The following is a 16,185-nucleotide window of genomic DNA, read 5'->3' as shown; positions in this document are numbered from 1 at the left end:
CGCTTTCGGGCCAAGGCGGCGTAGAAGCACCCACCCGCAGGAGACCGCATGGCCACCGCCTTAGAGATCGCCTTCATCCTGGTGCTGGTAGGGCTGAATGGCGCCTTCGCCATGAGCGAACTCGCCATCGTCTCGGCCCGGCGCGGACGGTTGCAGGCGATGCAGCGCCAGGGCAGCCTCGGTGCCGGTGCGGCGCTGGCCCTGGCCGATGATCCGCAGCGCTTCCTGCCCACCGTGCAGGTGGGCATCACCCTGGTCGGCATCCTGGCCGGCGTCTTCGGCGGTGCCCGGCTGGCCGGCCCGCTTGGCGAGGTGCTGGCGGAGATCCCGGGCCTGCGGAGCTTCGCCCCGGAACTGGCCTTTGCCCTGGTCGTGGTCGCCATCACCTATGCCAACCTGATCCTGGGCGAACTGGTGCCGAAGCAGATGGCGCTGCGCGACCCCGAAAGGATCGCGGTTGTCGTCGCCCGGCCGCTGGCCTGGCTTTCGCGCGTCGCCGCGCCGGCGATCTGGGTGATGTCGCACTCCTCAAGCCTGATCCTCCGTCTGCTCGGTTCGCGGCAGGGGACGGACCAGTCGGTGACGGAGGAGGAGGTGAAGGCGGTGGTGGCGGAAGGCGCCCAGACCGGCGCCCTGGAACATGAAGAACGTCACATGATCGAGCGCGTGCTGCGCCTGGCCGACAAGCCGGTTCGGGCCTTGATGACGCCGCGGAACGATATCGCCTGGATCGACCGCGCCGCGCCGCAGGACGCCATCGCGGAGGCGTTGCGGGCCCATTCCGTGACCCGCTTCGTGGTTTCGGACCGCCGCATCGACAATGTGGTGGGCGTGGTGGTGGCCAAGGACCTGCTGGACCAGGCGCTGGAGGCCGGGCCGGATGGCGCTGCGCAGGCCGCGCAATTGTCCCTGGCCAAGGCGCTGCGCCAGCCGCTGGTGCTGCCGGACAACCTCTCGGCGCTGGATGCGCTGGAGCGGATGCGCCACGACCCGCTCGGGATCGCCCTGGTGCTCGATGAATACGGCAGCTTCGAGGGGGTGGTGACGGCCTCCGACCTGCTGGAAGCCATCATCGGCGAAATCGGCCCGCCGGAGGAGCCGGAATTGCCAGGCAGCGCGGTGCAGCGCGCCGATGGCAGCCTGCTGCTGGACGGCATGATGCCGAGCGACGAGCTTCGCGCCCGGCTGGACCTGCCGGCACTGCCTTATCAGGGCACCTACCACACGGTAGCGGGGCTGATGCTGGCGCTGCTGCAGCGGGTGCCGCGGGAGGGCGACCGCATCGTCTGGGCCGGCTGGCGTTTCGAGATCGTGGATATGGATGGCCGCCGCGTGGACAAGGTGCTGGCCAGCCGGGAGGAGGTCGTGGAGGCGGCATAGGGAACCGGCGCGGGCCGGGGGCCTTCAGCCGCCGTTGTTCCTCGCCCGCGCGATGGGCGCCACGAATTGCGCCTCGGTGTCCCAGGGGAACAGGATCCAGGTGTCCTGGCTGACCTCCGTGATGAAGGTATCCACCAGCGGCTTGCCGGCCGGCTTGGCATAGACCGTGGCGAAATGCGCCCGCGGCAGGATGGCCCGCACGACCCGGGCGGTGGTGCCGGTATCCACCAGGTCGTCCACCAGCAGCCAGCCCTCGCCATCCCCGGCCGCCGCCGGCGGCTTCACGACCAGCGGCTCGCCACGCAGTTCCTCGTCATAGGTGACGACCGAGACGGTTTCGATGATCCGACATTCCAATTCCCGTGCCACGATCGCGGCCGGGATCAGCCCGCCGCGGGTGATGGCGCAGACGCCGCGGAAGGGGCCGCGCTCCACCAGGCGCCAGGCCAGCGCCTTGGAGTCGCGGTGCAACTGGTCCCAGCTCACGGTGTAGTAGCGGGGCGTGGGGGCGGCCGGCATCAGACCATCCGCCCACCATCCGGCACCTTGATGTCGGGCCGCAACAGCACGATGGCGCCGTTCTCGTCCGGCAGGCCGAGGACCAGCACCTCGCTCAGGAAGGGGCCGATCTGCCGCGGGGCGAAATTCACCACCGCCACCACCTGCCGGCCGATCAGCCGGTCCGGCGGGTAATGCACGGTGATCTGGGCGGAGGATTGCTTCACGCCGATCCCGCCGTCGAAATCCACCCAGATCTTCACCGCCGGCTTGCGCGCCTCCGGGAAGGGCTGGGCATCGATGATGGTGCCGACCCGGATCTCGACCTTGTCGAAATCCGCCAAGGTGATGCTGTCCGCCATGCCCCTGGCATAGCGCGGCGGGGCGGGATGGGGGAAGGGGCAAGCGTGCCGAACGGCACCGCCGGGTTGCCGGCCGGGCCCGGCCGTGCAACAGGGATTGGAAGGGGCCGGGCAGCGGCCCCGGGGGATCCGGTCCATCTCCGATGGCGCCCGGATCGCGCCCCGAAGGAACGGAACGAACCGAGATGAAGCGCGATTTCCACGCCCCCGGCCGCAGCGCGGTCTATGCCACGCGCGGCATGGCCGCGACCTCCATGCCGATCGCCAGCGTGACCGCGCTCGATGTGCTGAAGGCCGGCGGCAACGCGCTGGATGCGGCCATCGCCGCGGTGGCGGTGCTCTGCGTGGTGGAGCCGCAATCCACCGGCATCGGCGGCGACTGCTTCTGCCTCTATGCCCCGGCGGGTACCGGCAAGGTGATCGCCATCAACGGCTCCGGCCGGGCGCCGGCGGCGGCGACGCCGGAGGCGCTGCGCGCCCGCCAGGTGAACTCGCTGGTCAATACCTCCGCGCATGTGGTGACGGTGCCGGGCGCCATCTCGGCCTGGGAATTGCTGAACCGCACCTATGGCCGGAAGGAGCTGGGGGAACTGCTGCGCCCGGCGATCCGCTGCGCCGAGGAGGGCTGGCCGGTCCATGCCCGCGTCGCCGCCGATTGGGCCGCGGCGGCGGAGAAGCTGCGCGGCAACGAGGCCGCCTCGCGCCGCTTCCTGCTGGACGGCATGGCCCCCGGCATCGGGCATAAATTCGTCCAGGCCGAGCTGGGCCGGACCTTGCGGGCCATTGCCGCCCGGGGCGCCAACGCCTTCTACGAGGGCGAGATCGCCGCCGACATGGTGGCGACCTTGCGGGCGCTCGGCGGGTTGCATACCGAGGAGGACTTCGCCCGCGGCCTGCGCGGCGCCGAATTCGTGGAGCCGATCTCCATCCCCTGGCGCGGCATGGAGGTGTTCCAGTGCCCGCCCAACGGGTCCGGCCTGCATGTGCTGATGATGCTCGGTATCCTTGAGGGTTTCGCGACGCCCGAGGCCGGCCCGATCAGCGCCGAGCGCTTCCACCGCCATATCGAGGCGGCACGCCTGGTCTATCGCGACCGCGACGCCTTCCTGGCCGATCCCGCGCAGGTCGAGGTGCCGGTCGGGCACCTGACCGACAAGGCCTATCTGGCGCAGTTGCGCGGCCTGATCTCCGACGATCACGCGATGCGGGAACTGCCGCCGGCCGGCCAGGCGGATTGGACGCGCCACAAGGACACGGTCTATCTCACGGTGGTGGATGAGGAGGGCAATGCCTGTTCCTTCATCAACTCGCTCTTCGAGAGTTTCGGCACCGGCATCCTGGCCGAGAAATCCGGCATCATGCTGCAGAACCGCGGCTTCGGCTTCCGCCTGCAGGAGGGGCACCCGAACTGCATCGCGCCGAACAAGCGGCCGATGCATACCATCATCCCGGGAATGGTGATGAAGGATGGCGAGGCGATCATGCCCTATGGCGTCATGGGCGGGCATTTCCAGCCCATGGGCCAGACGCTGTTCCTGACCAACCACTTCGAATTCGGCCTCGATGTGCAGGAGGCGATCGACTGCCCGCGCCTTTTCCCGCCGCCGACCGGCAAGGGTGTGGTGGAAGTGGAGCGCGGCATCCCGGGCAGCGTGGTGGACCGGCTGAACCGCCTCGGCCATGAATGCGTGCTGAACAGCAAGCCGCATGGCGGCGGCCAGGCGATCCTGATCGACCGCAAGCGCGGCGTGCTGGTCGGCGGCAGCGACCCGCGCAAGGATGGCTGCGCGATCGGCTACTAGGGGCAGCGCGGAGCCATGCCGCAGGAGGCGCGCCTCGCCGACATCACGGCGCTGGCGGTGGATGCCATCGTCAATGCGGCCAATGACCGCCTGGCTCCGGGCGGCGGCGTCTGCGGCGCCATCCATCGGGCGGCCGGGCCTGAACTCGCGCGGGCCTGTGCCGCCATCGGCCATTGCCCGACCGGCGAGGCCCGGACGACACCAGGCTTCCGCCTGCCGGCCCGGCACGTGATCCACGCGGTCGGCCCGGTCTGGCAGGGCGGCGGGCAGGGCGAGGCGGAGCGCCTGGCCAGCGCCTATCGGGCCAGTCTGGCGGAGCTTCGCCGGATCGGCGGCCACTCCATCGCCTTCCCGGCCATCTCCACCGGCATCTATGGCTTTCCCAGCGATGAGGCGACGCGCATCGCCGTCGCCACCTGCCGCGCGGAAGGGACCGAGATCGAGGTGATCTTCGCCTGTTTTGACGAGCCCATGCTGCGGCTCTACGAGAAGGAACTCGCCGCATGACCGAGCCCTGCGACATGACCGCCCTGGAGGTCCGCCGCCTGATCGGCCGCAAGGCCCTCTCGCCCGTCGAACTGCTGGAAAGCTGCCTCGCCCGCGTGGCGGCGGTGAACCCCGCGGTCAATGCCATGGTCGCGCTGGACACGGACCGCGCCCGCGCCACGGCACGGGAGGCAGAAGCGGCGGTGATGCGGGGCGAGGCGCTCGGCCTGCTGCATGGATTGCCCGTCGGCATCAAGGACCTGGACGAGACGGCGGGGCTGCGCACCACCTATGGCAGCCCGATCTTCCGGGATTTCGTGCCGGAGCAGGATAACGGGATGGTGGCGCGCATCCGCGCCGCCGGCGGCATCGTCATCGGCAAGACTAACACGCCGGAATGGGGCCTGGGCGCCAATACCCGGAACTCCGTCTATGGCGCGACCGGCAATCCCTTCGACCCCGAGAAGTCCTGCGCCGGCTCCTCCGGCGGTTCGGCGGTGGCGCTGGCCACCGGCATGGCGCCGCTCTGCTCCGGCTCCGATACCGGCGGGTCCCTGCGCAATCCGGCGGCCTTCTGCGGCATCCTCGGCTACCGGCCGAGCCCTGGCCTGGTGCCCTCGGAGAAGCGGGCGCATGGCTGGAATCCGCTGCCGGTGCTCGGCCCCATGGCGCGCAACGTGCCGGATGCCTGCCTGCTGCTCTCCGCCATGGCCTCCGACGACGCGCGCGATCCGCTCGCCTATACGCTGCATGCGCGGGCGGTGCGGGGTGAGCCGGCGCTGTTCCATCCGGTGCGGAAGCTCGACCTCGCCGGCCTCCGCCTCGCCCATAGCCCGGATTTCGGCCAGGCACCGACCGAGCGGCTGATCCGCGACGCCTTCGCTACCCGGGTCGCTGCCATCGCGCCGCTGTTCCGCGAGGCCGAGGCGGCGCATCCGGATGTCAGCGGCGGCGACGAGGCTTTCGAGGTGCTGCGCGCCGCCGGCGTGCTGACCAGCCATCTGGAACGCGTCCGCACCCGGCCGCAGGATTGCGGCCCCAATGTCCATGCCAATGTCGAGGAGGGGCTGCGCTACTCGCTGGAGGATCAGGCCCGCGCCAGCGCGACACAGACGCGCATCTATCGCGGCTTCCAGGAATTCTTCGCGCGGCATGACGTGCTGATCACGCCCGCCATCACCATCAGTCCGCGCCCCTGGCGGGAGCTCTATCCGGCCGAGATCGACGGGCAGCAGACCCGCACCTATTTCCACTGGCTGGCGCTGGCCTATTACGTGACCCTGACCGGCCATCCGGCGGTCTGCCTGCCCATGGGGCTGGATGCGCGGGGCATGCCCTTCGGCCTGCAGATCGTGGGTCCGCGCGGCGGCGATGCCTTCGTGCTGGCCGTGGCGGCGGCGCTGGAGGAGGCCTTCGCCGCCGATCCGGCGCTCTGCCGCCCGGTGCCGGATCTGGCCAGGCTGCAGGCGGCGCCGCCGATCAGCGGGATGGAGGGCTTCCTCGGCTTCGGTTGAGGCCGGGCCGCTCACCAGCCCCGGTAGTAGCGCGGCCGGCCATAGCCATAGGCCGGGGGCGGCGCGTAATAGCCGCCCCGTGCATAGCCGGGTGCCTGCCGGTAGTTCTGCGAGTAGTAGCGTGGCTTGCCGCTATCCGAGGCCGCGCCGGCAACCAGCGCCGCGGCCGCACCGACGCCGGCGCCGAGCAGCAGCGTATTGCCCCAATTCGTGGAGCCATCCGGATTCTGGCAGCCGCCGAGCACCAGGGCGCCGGAAAGGGCAAGGGCGGCGAGGATGCGTCTCATGCTGGAGTTCTCCTTGAACCCCAGCATCACGCAGGCTTGCGGCGACCCTTCGGCGATTTCAGGGCGCGCGGAGGCAGAAAGATGGTGGCTTCGCGGCAACCTCCACGGGATTTTCCCGCATCAGGAAGGCGTTGCCCCCGGCGCGCCTATCTGCGCGCGCCGGAGAAGGCGTTGAAGGTCTGCAAGGTGTAGGTATCCTTCACGCCCGGCACGGTCTGTAGCTTCTCCACCACGAAGAGGCCGATATCCTGGTCCGGCTCCAGGTAGAATTTCCCCATGAGGTCGTATTGGCCGGAGATGGAGTGCATCTCCGACAATTCCTCGATTCCATCGGCCATGTCGCGGGCCACCCGGTAGGCTTGGCCCATCTCGCATTTCACCATGACGAAGATGGCTCGCATCGCTCGGATCCTTCTTTGCGGCGGGCAGAATGGCGCGGGGCAGGGCGGCGGGGAAGGGGCCCTGCCCAGGAAGCGGGCAGGCCAGGGCGCCTGATCCCTGCGATGCTGCACGGCGGCGCTGGCACGGCGCTTGCTGCCTTTTTCCCATGAGCCATGCCAAGATGCGCCCCATGACCAGCTCCCCGGATCGCGGCGGCCCCGCCCAGCCGCTGCTGCTGCTGAACGGCCTGAAGAAGCATTTCCCCATACGCGGCGGCTTGTTCGGCGCCGCCGTCGCCACGGTGCGCGCGGTGGATGGCATCTCCTTCTCGGTGCAGAAGGGGGAGACGCTCGGCATCGTCGGCGAATCCGGCTGCGGCAAGTCCACCACCGCGCGGCTGCTGATGCGGCTGCTGGAGCCGGATGCCGGCAGCATGGTCTTCGACGGCGAGGCGGTGGGGCAGAGCGCCGGGACCGGCGGCCTGGCGCTGCGCGACTATCGCCGCCAGGTGCAGATGGTGTTCCAGGACAGCTACGCCTCGCTCAACCCCCGCCTGCCCATCCAGGACACCATCGCCTTCGCTCCGCGCGTGCATGGCCTCGGCGCCAGGGAGGCGCGGGAGCGGGCGCATGAATTGCTGGAAGCGGTCGGCCTCGCGCCGGCGCAATTCGCCCGGCGCTATCCGCATGAGCTCTCCGGCGGCCAGCGGCAGCGCATCAACATCGCCCGCGCGCTGGCGCTGCAGCCGCGGCTGGTATTGCTGGACGAGCCGGTCTCCGCGCTCGACAAATCGGTCGAGGCGCAGGTGTTGAACCTGCTGCTGGATCTGAAGGAGAAATTCGGCCTCACCTATGTGTTCATCAGCCACGACCTGAACGTGGTGCAGTATATCAGCGACCGGGTGCTGGTGATGTATCTCGGCCAGGTGGCGGAGCAGGGGCCGGTGGAGGCCATCTACAGCCGGCCGGCGCACCCCTATACGCGGGCGCTGCTGGCCAGCCGCCCCTCCATGGATCCGGCGAAGCGGCGCACGGAGCCGCCGCTGACCGGCGACCCGCCCAACCCCATCAACCCGCCCTCCGGCTGCCGTTTCCGCACCCGCTGCCCCTTCGCCGAGGCGGTCTGCGCGGAACGGGCACCGGTTGCGGCCGATCTCGGCGGCGGGCATGAAGCCTTCTGCCACATGGCGCTGCCCGGCAGCGGACATTCCCAGGCGGGGAGGCTCGCGGCATGAGTGAAGTCCTGGACCGCCGCGCCGCCACGGGCGCCCAGGCCACACCCCTGGTCCGGGTGCGCGACCTGCATGTGCGCTTCGTCTCCCGTGACGCCACCATGCATGCGGTGAATGGCGTCGATATCGACCTCGCCGCCGGCGAGGTGCTCTGCATCCTGGGCGAGTCCGGTTCCGGCAAGTCGGTCACGCTGCGGGCGCTGATGAAGCTGCTGCCGAGGACGGCGCGCGTCGAGGGCGCGATCGAGGTTGCCGGCCGCGACGTGCAGGCGATGGATGAGGGCCAGCTCCAGGACTTCCGCGGCAGCGACGTGGCGATGATCTTCCAGGAGCCGATGACGGCGCTCGACCCGGTCTTCACCATCGGCCGCCAGATCGCCGAGACGGTGCAGCGGCATGAGGGGGGCCTCGCGCGCCGCCGCCAATGCGCGCGCCCTGGAATTGCTGGAACTGGTGCAGATCCCCTCGGCCAGGCGGCGGCTCGACGCCTATCCGCATGAACTCTCGGGCGGGCTGCGCCAGCGCGCCATGATCGCCGTGGCGCTGGCCTGCCGGCCGAAGCTGCTGCTGGCCGACGAGCCCACCACCGCGCTCGACGCCACGGTGCAGATCCAGGTGCTGCTGCTGCTGCGGAGCCTGCAGGAACAGCTGGGCATGGGGGTGATCTTCGTCACCCATGACCTCGGCGTGGCCGGCGAGATCGCGGATAGGGTGGCGGTGATGTATGCCGGCAAGGTGGTGGAGGAGGGGCCGGTGGGCGCCATGATGGCCGCGCCGCTGCACCCCTATCCGCGCGGGCTGCTTGGTGCCACCGTCCATGCCGGGCTGCGCGGCCAGCGCCTCACCACCATCCCCGGCGCGCCGCCCGGCCTGGAGACCCTGCCCACGGGCTGCGCCTTCGCCCCCCGTTGCAGCCTGGCCGAGCCCGCCTGCCTCGATGGCGTGCCCGCCCCGCGCCGCCCGGTTCCGGGTCGCATGGCGCGCTGCATCAAGGTGGCCGGCGCAGCCTGACCAGGGCGGCGTGACGCGCCCCCGGGCGGAGGGTTGGACCACAGCCTTCCAGGCTGTGGCCCAACCTTTTCAGGGACGGCCAACTTTGCTGCCCTGACGGGAAGCGCACGCGTTTCCCGTCAGGACGCCGTTGGACTATCCTGCGCCGCATCACGGATGTTGCGGCGGGAGGATGGTTCATGAATGAGGTCCGGCGGGTGCAGGCGCGCACCGGGGGCAAGCTGCTGGCGGATGCGCTGGTGGCGCAAGGGGTGACGCATTGCTTCGCCGTTCCCGGCGAGAGCTATCTCGACCTGCTGGATGGCCTCTATGCCGTGCGCAACCGCATCCAGCTCGTCACCTGCCGCTTTGAGGCCGGCGCGGTGCACATGGCGGAAGCCTATGGCAAGCTGACCGGCCGCCCCGGCGTCGCCATCGTCACCCGCGGCCCCGGCGCCTGCCATGCCAGCATCGGCGTGCATGTGGCGATGCAGGACAGCACGCCCATGGTGCTGCTGGTCGGCCAGATCCCGGTCGAGGAGACCGACCGCGAGACCTTCCAGGAAGTCGATTACCGGAAGATGTTCGCCCCCCCTCGCCAAATGGGTGACGCAGATCGATGATGCGCGACGCATTCCCGAACTGATGGCGCATGCCTTCGATGTGGCGGTCAGCGGCCGCCCCGGCCCTGTGGTGGTGGCGATCTCCGAGGAGATGCAGAAGCGCCTGGCCGAGGTGCCGGATCTCGGCCCGGCCCATGTCCTGCCGCCGCATCCCTCGCCTGAGGCCGTGCCGCAGATGATGGCGATGCTGGCCCGCGCGCAGCGGCCGCTGGCGGTGCTGGGCGGCAGCCGCTGGACCCCGGAGGGCAGGGCGGCGATCCGCGACTTCCTGCTGGCCAATGACCTGCCCGTGGCCGTGTCCTTCCGCCGCCAGGGGCTGTTCGACGGCACCTCGCCGAATTTCGCCGGGGATCTCGGCGTCGGCGCCGATGCGGCGCTGGTGGCGCGGGCCAAGGAAAGCGACCTGATCCTGGCCATCGGCACCCGTTTCGGCGAGCCGGTGTCACAGGGCTACACCCTGCTCGACATGGCCGGCGCCACGCCGATCGTGCATGTCCATCCCGACCAGTCCGAGATCGGCCGGGTCTATCGCCCGGCGCTCGGCGTGGTCTGCGACGTGAATGCCTTCGCCCTGGCGGCCAGGGCGGTGGAGCCGGTGGCGAAGCCCGCCTGGTCCGGCTGGACGCGGGAGCTGCATGCGGCGCGGCTCGCCCAGGCGGAGGCGCCGGAGTACGAAGGCCCGCTGAACCTCGCGGTGGCCTTGCAGGAGCTGGAGCGCATCCTGCCGGCGGACACCATCTTCACCACCGATGCCGGCAATTTCGCCACCTGGCCGACCCGCTTCATGCATGTGCGCGAGGGCCAGGATTTCCTCGGCCCCACGAACGGTGCCATGGGCTATGGCGTGCCGGCCGCGATCGGCGCCAAGATCGTGCATCCCGAGCGCACCGTGGTCTGCTTCGTCGGCGATGGCGGCTTCCTGATGACGGGGCAGGAGATCGCCACCGCCTTCCACCATTCCGTCGCCCCCATCATCATGGTCTTCAACAACCAGATGTACGGCACGATCCGCATGTACCAGGAGCGGACCTATCCCGGCCGCATCTCCGGCACCGCGCTGACCAATCCGGACTTCGCCAAATTCATCGAGAGCTTCGGCGGCCATGGCGAGGTGGTGGAGCGCACGGAGGATCTGGTCCCCGCCTTCAGGCGCGCCCAGGCCAGCGGCAAGCCCAGCATCATCGAGGTGCGGACCAACCCGGAGCAGGTGACCAACCGCGCCACCGTCGCCGATCTGCGGGAGCAGGCGCGACACGCGGCGGAAGGCGCGGAGGCGGGCGCGGCCCCGGGGCAGGCGGCGCGCAACCCGGCGCCGCGGCGAACGGTGCCGCGAATCCGCTGAGACGCGCCAGGGCAGCCGGAGCGGCTTGCATCGGGCCGCATGCGGCCAGCCGCGCTGCCCTGGCACCGGCTCCTCCCGGCGGGCAGGATATTGCCAGAACGGAAGATGAGACGCAGGATGGGGTATTCCCATCCGCTGCGCCATCATCCTCCCCGGCCAGGAAGCGGTGGGCCTGGCAATTCCCGCCGGACACCTGGGAGTCCGGCGGGGCTCCGGCAGCCGGCGGCTCCTCACCCCCGTGCGGCGCGGCTCTCCATCCGCGTGGGCATGACAACCGTCGCACGCCTTCTCGCGGGAACCGCCAGGGGTCACCCCAAAGAACGGGCGCGAGAGCACGCCTGGCGGCACCCCGCAGCGGCCTGAACCTGTCGGGGCCAAGGGTGCCGTCCGCCCCACAGAGGTAGTCGCCGGTGAGCTTGATATGCTCCCAGCCGAGCGGGGCGGGGTGGGCGCGCAAGGCGTCGAGGATGATCTCGCCGCTGCGGCGCAGGGCGTCCAGAGCCCGCCCGGGATAGACGCTGTTCCACAGCGTGATGGCGGCCGTGACCAGGGCGAGGCCGCTGGCCCGGTGCTGGAGCAGTTCGGCGGTGCGGTCGCGCAGGCGCGCCGCGGCCCGGGACACCCTCACCGGGCTCCTGCCGATTCCCGCGCGGCGGGCCGAGGCGGGCGCTGGATCGTGCAGGTGGGGCAAGGGCGGAGGGGCGGCGCCGGGAAGACGTAAAGAGTGTTCGAGGCCAGCGCGTAGACGCGCCCGGAGGGCCCTATCGCCGGGCCGGAGAGGCCGCCGCCCGCCCAGTCCAAGCGGCCGACCTCGGTCATCGTCAGCGCGTTGAACGTGCGCAACGAGCTCACCGTCGAGACGAACACGTGGCTGCGCGAGACCGCCGGCGAGGCGATGGTCTGCCCAGGGAGCTGGGCCGAGGCGACCACGGTCGTGCCCTGGAGAAAGATCACAGCCCCGCTCTGGCTGGTCACGACCAGTCTCTGGTCAGAGGTCCGCGCGGGCGTGTCGAGGAGCGGGAAGGAGGTGCCCACGTTCGGCAGGCTCGCGCCGTTAGGTCCGGTGAAGACGAGGTGGCCGGGGATGATGCTGTTCGCGTCGGCATCGGATGCGGCCGTGACGCTGTGGCCGTCCGGCAGCAGCATGGGAGAGGCGGCGTAGCCGCGGGCCGGGTCGGTCTTCCGGAACATCTCGGTGAAGCCGCCCGCGGGCGAGAAGGTATAGCCGATCGTCTGCTGCCACGGATCGTTGACGATCACCCAGGGCAGGCCGCCGCCGGGGAAGGTGAAGATCCCGACGCCGGACATGGGCGCGGTGTAGTGTGCGGGGAGGCTGTCGCTCGGAGCGGGCGGGGTCACCGTCGGTTGGAACCCGGGGTGAAGGAAGCACAAGGTGATGATGCAGCCGGCGGTGCTGAGGATTCCGCCATCGTCGGCGTTTAGCGCCTGGGCCTGGTAGCTCACCGCCTGCTCGCGCGGGGGGCCTCCATCCGGCGGGAAGGCCAGGAGGTAGAGCTCCATGCTGCCGCCCAGCACCTTGTAGGCGGCCGGGACGATGATGGCGGCCTGCGACCCACTGCGCCAGATGTTGGGCGGCGCGCTGGTCGCGCCGCGGCTGGCGGCCTGGGGAACGCCGGTGAAGTGCTCGGGGAATGGCCGGGTCCACAACCCCCCGCCGGTCGGCGCGATGTGGTAGAGAGTCGAGTCGGTGCGCCTGACCGCCGGGGTGACTCGGTGATCGGTGTAGGTGTATTCGCCCACGACATAGATCGAGCCGTCGGTGTCCACGACCGGCGAAGCCTGGATCGACTGCCCGGCGCCGAGCTGCTGCTTCCAGTAGAAGCTGCCGTCGGCGTGCAGGGCCCAGAGCACGCCCTGCTCGTTGCCGAGATAGACCGTGCCGTCCGGCCCGATCACCGGCCCGGCTCCCGGCGCGAACGAGCCGAGGCCCGGCACCGTCGCCGAAGCCCTGAGTGCCGGCCGGGTGGCAACGCCGGCGAAGCCCGAATTGGCGGCGTCGCCATGGGCGTGATCCCAGGTCGCGGCGGCCAGGGCCGCCGGCCCCGTCCAGGCAGCCGCGGCCAAGATGCCGGCCAGGAGGGCGAGGCGGGAGATAGGGGCCGAAGGTCGGCGGGAACAGGTGGCGGCTGACGGACGTGGCATCGGAGTCTCCCAGGGAGACCGGCCCGCGCCGCTGCGACGCCGCCGCGCGGGCCGGGGTGGAGGTGGCCGAGGGGTCGACCACCCCAGGCTACGCCCGGTCCGGTCAGCCGTCAGTAACGAACGTCACACCGCGGAGGATTCAACGGCGAACGTGCCGCGCCGCTCACGGAGTGAAAGGCCCGTTCGCAGTCCGTACCGCCAGGCGTGCATTCCCGCCCGTCCTATGGCGTGACCCTCGCCAGGGCCGGAGGCGCGGTGGCTGCAACATCCTGGGGCAGCCTCGGTGGGGCGGCTGGCGGGGCTTCGGCGGAGGCTCGCCCCGGCTCCGCCTGGGCCGCGGCCGCCTCCGCCACCGCAAGATTGTTCCTGACCCGTTCCGGAGCATCCGAGCGGCGGGCCAGGCCAGAGAGCACCGCGATCGCCTCTCGCGGCCGATCCGCCAGGACCAGCGAAAGCGCCAGGTTGTTCAATGCCGCCAGGTTCTGCGGATCGACCAGCAGGGCGGCGCGGTAGCCGGCCTGCGCCTGGTCGTGCTCGCCGAGGAGATCGAGCGCCACGCCGCGTCCCGTGGCCGCCGCCACATCCCGCGGATTGGCGCGAAGCACCGCCTGGAACGCCTCCAGCGCCGGCGCCGCCTTGCCCTCCAACAGCCGCAGCCGGCCGAGTTCGCTGAGCAGCCCGGGGTCGCCGGGCCGGCGGCGCAGCGCCTGCGTGGCTGCCGCCTCAGCCTCCGCGAGGTTGCCGGCGCGGATCAGGGCCCGGGCATAGCGGGTCTGGATCTCGATATTCTCCGGCGAGGCGGCCGACAGGGCCGCCAGCACGGAAACCGCGACCTCCGGCTGGCCCGATGCCTCGGCAACCGAGGCGACCCGCAGCCGTGCCGCGACATCCGAGTCGCGCGCACCGCCCCCCGCACAGCCCGCCAGCCCCACGAGCAGCAGGAGGCCGAGATGCAGCGCTCCTGGCCTGGTTGTCCGCCAATTCATGTCTCAACCCCCAAGCCGCTCGGACAGTGTGACGACCGAGGGACCGACCAGAACGATGAAAAGGCACGGCATGATGAACAGGATCAGCGGCAGCACCATCAGGGCCGGCAGCCGCGCGGCCTTCGTCTCCAGCCGCAGCATCCGCTCCTGCCGCGATTCATTGGCCAGGACGCGCAGCGCCTGCGCCAGCGGGGTGCCGAAGCGGAAGGTCTGCGCCAATGTCCCGGCCAGGCGTTGCAGCGCATCGATCGGCGCGCGTTCCGCCAGGCGGGTCAGCGCCAGGCGGCGATCCGGCAATACCTTCAGCTCATAGGCCAGCAGGGCGAATTCTGCAGCCACCGCGCGGTTCGAGCCGGCCAGTTCACGGGCTACCCGGGCCACCGCCGAATCCAGGCCAAGCCCCGCTTCGGCGCAGACCACCATCATGTCCATCGCATCGGGCAGGCCGCGGCGCAGCGCCGCCATATAGGAGCGGCGCATGAAGCCGAGCGCCCAATTCGGCCCCATCAGCCCGACCACGGCGCCGATCACGATCGCTATCAACTCATTGCCGCCGCCCTCGATGCTGGCAACGGCGAAGGCGGCGGCGGGCACCAGGACGAACATCGTCACCTTGATGCCGATGAAGGTCGACACCGCCCGCCGGGGATTGAACCCCGCCGCCGCGACCGTCCGCTCCAGATCCAGCAGGTCGCGTTCGGACAGGATGGCGCGGTTGCGCAGGACCTCGCCGATCCGGCTGAAGACGCTGAGGGCGGCACGCCGCCCGGTCGCCGTCGCCGTGGCAGGCGGTGCCCCTGTCCTCGTGAGGCTCCGCAGCCGCGCCGCGAGGTCACGGTCGCGCCGCGCCTCGGTAACGAGGAGAAGCGCCACCACGATCAGCAGAACGGCGCAGGCCGCGCTGGCGGCAATGACTGCCTCGGCATCCATGGATCACCTCAGTCCCGCATCGCGGAGCGCAGCAGCCCGCGGATGATGAGCAGCCCGGTCAGCAACAGCCCCCCCCCGACCATCAGCATGTTGAAGCCGAAATCCGTCGTGAAGAGCGGGCTCATATGCCCCGGATTCATCGCTGCGATGATGCCCCCGACCGCGAAGGGCAGGATGGTCATGATGGATGCCGACATGCGCGCCTCGGCGGTCATGGCCTTCATGCGGGCGGCCAGGCTGACGCGCTTGCGGACCATTTCCGCCAGGTTCTCCAGCGTCTCGCCCAGGCTGCCGCCGGTCTGGGCCTGCAGCCCGACGGTGACGGCGAAGAAGTAGTATTCGGTCAGGCCCGTGCGCTCCGCGAGGCCGAACAGCGCAGCTTCCACCGGCTTGCCGATCGAGATTTCGCTGACCACGCGGGCGAATTCCTCCCGGCTCGGCGAGGCAAGCTCGCGCGCGACATTGCTCAACGCCTCGCCCATCGGCAGGCCGGCGCGGACGGCTCGGAGAATAAGCCCCAGTGCTTCGGGAATCTGAAGGAAGATCTGCTGCCGCCAGCGCAGCATCTCCCAGCGGAACATGAAGCGGACCATGGATACGCCCGCGACCAGTGCCGCCACCGGACTGGCATTGAGGCCGATCACCGTCTCGGCGAAATAGGCCGCGGCCAGTGCCGCGACGATGCCTGCCGCCAATACCAGGGGCCAGTGCAGCCGCCGGTCGGCCGGGACATGCGGGGAGCGGCCGATCCGCTCCAGCGCCCGCGAGAATGGCGTTCCGCCGGATGACCTGCGGATATCGAGGGCGCGCGGCACCGCCACCACGCCCGTTGCGGCACCACCTCCACCGGTGACCACGCGCATCCGGGTCTCCAGCCGGCGGACGCGCGAGCCGCCGCGCAGGACCAGCAGGGCGGCGCCAAGGCAGGCGACCGAGGCGACGCCGGCGCCGGAGATGAGCAGCGTGCCGGTTGCCATGCTCAGGCCCCCCCGCCAGGGCCGCCATCCAGGCTGCCTGCAGGCCGAAATACTCCAGCCGGTCACTGAAGGCCGGACGGATTCCGGGCGAGACCCAGCGGCCCTGGATGCGGCCCTTCGCGTCCTCGCCCTGGTATTCGAAGGTGAAGACGTCGTTCATCGTCACCACCTCGCCCTCCATGCCGCAGACCTCGGAGATATGGGTGACGCGGCGCTGGCCGTCGCGCATCCGC

Annotated in this window: 17 protein-coding genes and 1 pseudogene; 9 read left to right on the top strand and 9 right to left on the bottom strand. The window is 70.6% G+C overall.

Annotation, left to right across the window (positions count from 1 at the left end; translation table 11 throughout):
- Positions 1-48 precede the first annotated feature (48 nt).
- Positions 49-1,380 carry a hemolysin family protein gene (locus tag KSF81_RS17030; protein WP_217379999.1) on the top strand — a complete coding sequence of 444 codons (1,332 nt, stop codon included), beginning with the start codon at positions 49-51 and terminating at the stop codon, positions 1,378-1,380.
- 24 nt (positions 1,381-1,404) lie between these two features.
- Here the strand turns inward: KSF81_RS17030 and gpt are convergent, their stop codons facing one another.
- Together gpt and KSF81_RS17020 are read right to left on the bottom strand one after the other, a co-directional pair.
- Complete coding sequence (gene gpt, locus KSF81_RS17025; protein WP_217379998.1) at positions 1,405-1,899, bottom strand: xanthine phosphoribosyltransferase; 495 nt, start codon at positions 1,897-1,899, stop codon at positions 1,405-1,407.
- Positions 1,899-2,240 (bottom strand): tRNA-binding protein, encoded by a 342-nt coding sequence (locus tag KSF81_RS17020; RefSeq protein ID WP_217379997.1) that lies wholly within the window; start codon positions 2,238-2,240, stop codon positions 1,899-1,901. The genes gpt and KSF81_RS17020 overlap by 1 nt, the downstream gene beginning before the upstream one ends.
- A gap of 185 nt (positions 2,241-2,425) precedes the next feature.
- Here KSF81_RS17020 and ggt point away from each other — a divergent pair, with 185 nt between their 5' ends.
- From ggt to KSF81_RS17005, 3 genes are read left to right on the top strand one after another with little or no spacing between them, the layout of a single operon-like run.
- Entirely contained in the window at positions 2,426-4,042 is a 1,617-nt protein-coding gene (gene ggt / locus KSF81_RS17015) for a gamma-glutamyltransferase (protein WP_217379996.1), read from the top strand.
- A gap of 15 nt (positions 4,043-4,057) precedes the next feature.
- Entirely contained in the window at positions 4,058-4,549 is a 492-nt protein-coding gene (locus tag KSF81_RS17010) for a macro domain-containing protein (RefSeq protein ID WP_217379995.1), read from the top strand.
- Positions 4,546-6,042, top strand: coding sequence for an amidase (locus KSF81_RS17005; protein ID WP_217379994.1), 1,497 nt, complete (start codon positions 4,546-4,548; stop codon positions 6,040-6,042). Before KSF81_RS17010 ends, KSF81_RS17005 begins: the two co-directional genes overlap by 4 nt.
- Positions 6,043-6,053: 11 nt before the next feature.
- On the opposite strand, the gene KSF81_RS17000 is transcribed toward KSF81_RS17005, so the two are convergent.
- Entirely contained in the window at positions 6,054-6,329 is a 276-nt protein-coding gene (locus KSF81_RS17000; protein ID WP_217379993.1) for a hypothetical protein, read from the bottom strand.
- Positions 6,330-6,475: 146 nt separating this feature from the next.
- Positions 6,476-6,730 (bottom strand): Lrp/AsnC ligand binding domain-containing protein, encoded by a 255-nt coding sequence (locus KSF81_RS16995; RefSeq protein WP_217379992.1) that lies wholly within the window; start codon positions 6,728-6,730, stop codon positions 6,476-6,478.
- A 170-nt stretch (positions 6,731-6,900) separates the two neighbouring features.
- Between KSF81_RS16995 and KSF81_RS16990 the strand changes: the two genes are divergently transcribed.
- From KSF81_RS16990 to KSF81_RS16980, 5 genes are all read left to right on the top strand, one after another.
- A complete protein-coding gene (locus tag KSF81_RS16990) occupies positions 6,901-7,944 on the top strand; it encodes an ABC transporter ATP-binding protein (RefSeq protein WP_305801205.1) in 1,044 nt (347 codons plus the stop codon).
- A complete protein-coding gene (locus KSF81_RS29875; protein WP_254453581.1) occupies positions 7,941-8,441 on the top strand; it encodes an ATP-binding cassette domain-containing protein in 501 nt (166 codons plus the stop codon). Before KSF81_RS16990 ends, KSF81_RS29875 begins: the two co-directional genes overlap by 4 nt.
- Positions 8,338-8,952, top strand: coding sequence for an ABC transporter ATP-binding protein (locus KSF81_RS29870; RefSeq protein ID WP_254453580.1), 615 nt, complete (start codon positions 8,338-8,340; stop codon positions 8,950-8,952). The genes KSF81_RS29875 and KSF81_RS29870 overlap by 104 nt, the downstream gene beginning before the upstream one ends.
- Before the next feature lie 179 nt (positions 8,953-9,131).
- Positions 9,132-9,554, top strand: coding sequence for a thiamine pyrophosphate-binding protein (locus tag KSF81_RS29865; protein WP_254453579.1), 423 nt, complete (start codon positions 9,132-9,134; stop codon positions 9,552-9,554).
- Positions 9,538-10,896, top strand: a complete 1,359-nt coding sequence (locus tag KSF81_RS16980; protein WP_309139591.1) for a thiamine pyrophosphate-dependent enzyme — start codon at positions 9,538-9,540, stop codon at positions 10,894-10,896. Before KSF81_RS29865 ends, KSF81_RS16980 begins: the two co-directional genes overlap by 17 nt.
- Positions 10,897-11,245: 349 nt before the next feature.
- On the opposite strand, the pseudogene KSF81_RS16975 reads toward KSF81_RS16980, so the two are convergent.
- The 5 genes and pseudogenes from KSF81_RS16975 to KSF81_RS16955 all read right to left on the bottom strand — a co-directional run.
- Positions 11,246-11,500 (bottom strand): annotated as a pseudogene (locus KSF81_RS16975) (Tn3 family transposase); the annotation flags it as partial.
- A 20-nt stretch (positions 11,501-11,520) separates the two neighbouring features.
- A complete protein-coding gene (locus KSF81_RS16970) occupies positions 11,521-12,981 on the bottom strand; it encodes a hypothetical protein (protein ID WP_217379990.1) in 1,461 nt (486 codons plus the stop codon).
- Positions 12,982-13,280: 299 nt separating this feature from the next.
- Positions 13,281-14,045, bottom strand: coding sequence for a lipopolysaccharide assembly protein LapB (locus KSF81_RS16965; RefSeq protein ID WP_217379989.1), 765 nt, complete (start codon positions 14,043-14,045; stop codon positions 13,281-13,283).
- Positions 14,046-14,048: 3 nt separating this feature from the next.
- The gene (locus tag KSF81_RS16960) at positions 14,049-14,975 is read right to left on the bottom strand and encodes a type II secretion system F family protein (RefSeq protein ID WP_217379988.1); all 927 of its coding nucleotides are present in this window, start codon (positions 14,973-14,975) and stop codon (positions 14,049-14,051) included.
- An 8-nt stretch (positions 14,976-14,983) separates the two neighbouring features.
- Entirely contained in the window at positions 14,984-15,952 is a 969-nt protein-coding gene (locus tag KSF81_RS16955) for a type II secretion system F family protein (protein ID WP_217379987.1), read from the bottom strand.
- Between the last annotated feature and the right edge of the window lie 233 nt (positions 15,953-16,185).

Origin of the sequence: Siccirubricoccus sp. G192, assembly GCF_019084075.1 — a bacterium.
Lineage (GTDB): Bacteria > Pseudomonadota > Alphaproteobacteria > Acetobacterales > Acetobacteraceae > G192.
This window is presented reverse-complemented; position numbering and strand designations above follow the sequence as displayed.